At 22.3% G+C, this 1,091-nt stretch carries 2 protein-coding genes; one reads left to right on the forward strand and one right to left on the reverse strand.

What is annotated here, in order from left to right:
• Nucleotides 1-625, reverse strand: a 625-nt coding sequence (locus GBZ86_RS16150) for a cysteine hydrolase family protein (protein ID WP_152892365.1), incomplete at its 3' end; no start/stop codon positions are given.
• Nucleotides 626-846: 221 nt separating this feature from the next.
• Between GBZ86_RS16150 and GBZ86_RS18775 the strand changes: the two genes are divergently transcribed.
• Nucleotides 847-1,091, forward strand: a 245-nt coding sequence (locus tag GBZ86_RS18775) for a CPBP family intramembrane glutamic endopeptidase (protein WP_422678940.1), incomplete at its 3' end; no start/stop codon positions are given.

Raw genomic sequence — 1,091 nt, forward strand, 5'->3', positions numbered from 1 at the left:
GCTTAATACCATTTAATAGCATATCATATAAAGCATATAAATTCATACTATCTCCATTATGCCAAGGGGTATCAAAAGTTTCTATAGAATTAATAGGTACTATTACTTTTATATTGCTGTTTATTTTGTTTAGATAATTTCTCAAAGTAATTGCAAATTGTTTTACACAAATATCAGTTACACACCCTATTATCACTAAATTTTCATATCCTTCAGTAATTAATTCATTAATTACCTTTTCAGTTTCTATCTCTAAAAAAGCATTAGTAGTTGATTTTTTAATTAACTTTATTTTATCACCAAATACTTTTAATTCATCAATTAACTCCGCTTCTATACTTCCTTGTAAACAATGCTTAGGATAAAATTCAAATTCAACAGAATCTTTTTTATGCCAATCAGTAAAAGCTATAATTGGAGCTTTTAAAATCTCAAAACATTCTACAGTCTTTACCACATTAGGAATAATATTTTTCACTCTTTCACTAGAAAGAGCTCCTTCTTTTACAAAACCATTATTCATATCTACTATAAATAATACTGACTTAGAATTAATTTTAAATACTTCCTTTTCTATATTTTTTAGTTCACTAAAATTAGTTTCACATTTCAAATTAATTTTCATTTATAAATTCTCCCCTGAAGTTTTTTTATTAAATTTATTATTATATTTTTAAAAAGAATAAAGACAATTTATTTGATTATTTAGGATTTAAAACTATTAACATTAAATTTTTAGGAATAATTTTATTATTAGGATTACTTAACTTTTTTTTTGAACTAACTTTTCTTAAATTTTTAGATTATTCAACATCAAGTGCTCCTTCAGAGTTTGATTTAAGTAATATATTTTGTTTATTCCATTTAATAATCTTAGCTCCTTTTGTTGAAGAAATTCTTTTCAGAGGAATAATATTTAAAAGATTAAGACAATCTATAAATATTTATATAGCAATAATTATACAAGCTATTCTTTTTGCTTTATTACATCCTGGGTTATTACATAGTATTTTAACTATGATATTTGGAATTCTTTTAGCATTTATATATGATAAATTTAAGAATATTATAATGCCTATAATGTTACATAG

The sequence above is a fragment of the Clostridium tarantellae genome (assembly GCF_009295725.1).
Taxonomy (GTDB): domain Bacteria; phylum Bacillota; class Clostridia; order Clostridiales; family Clostridiaceae; genus Sarcina; species Sarcina tarantellae.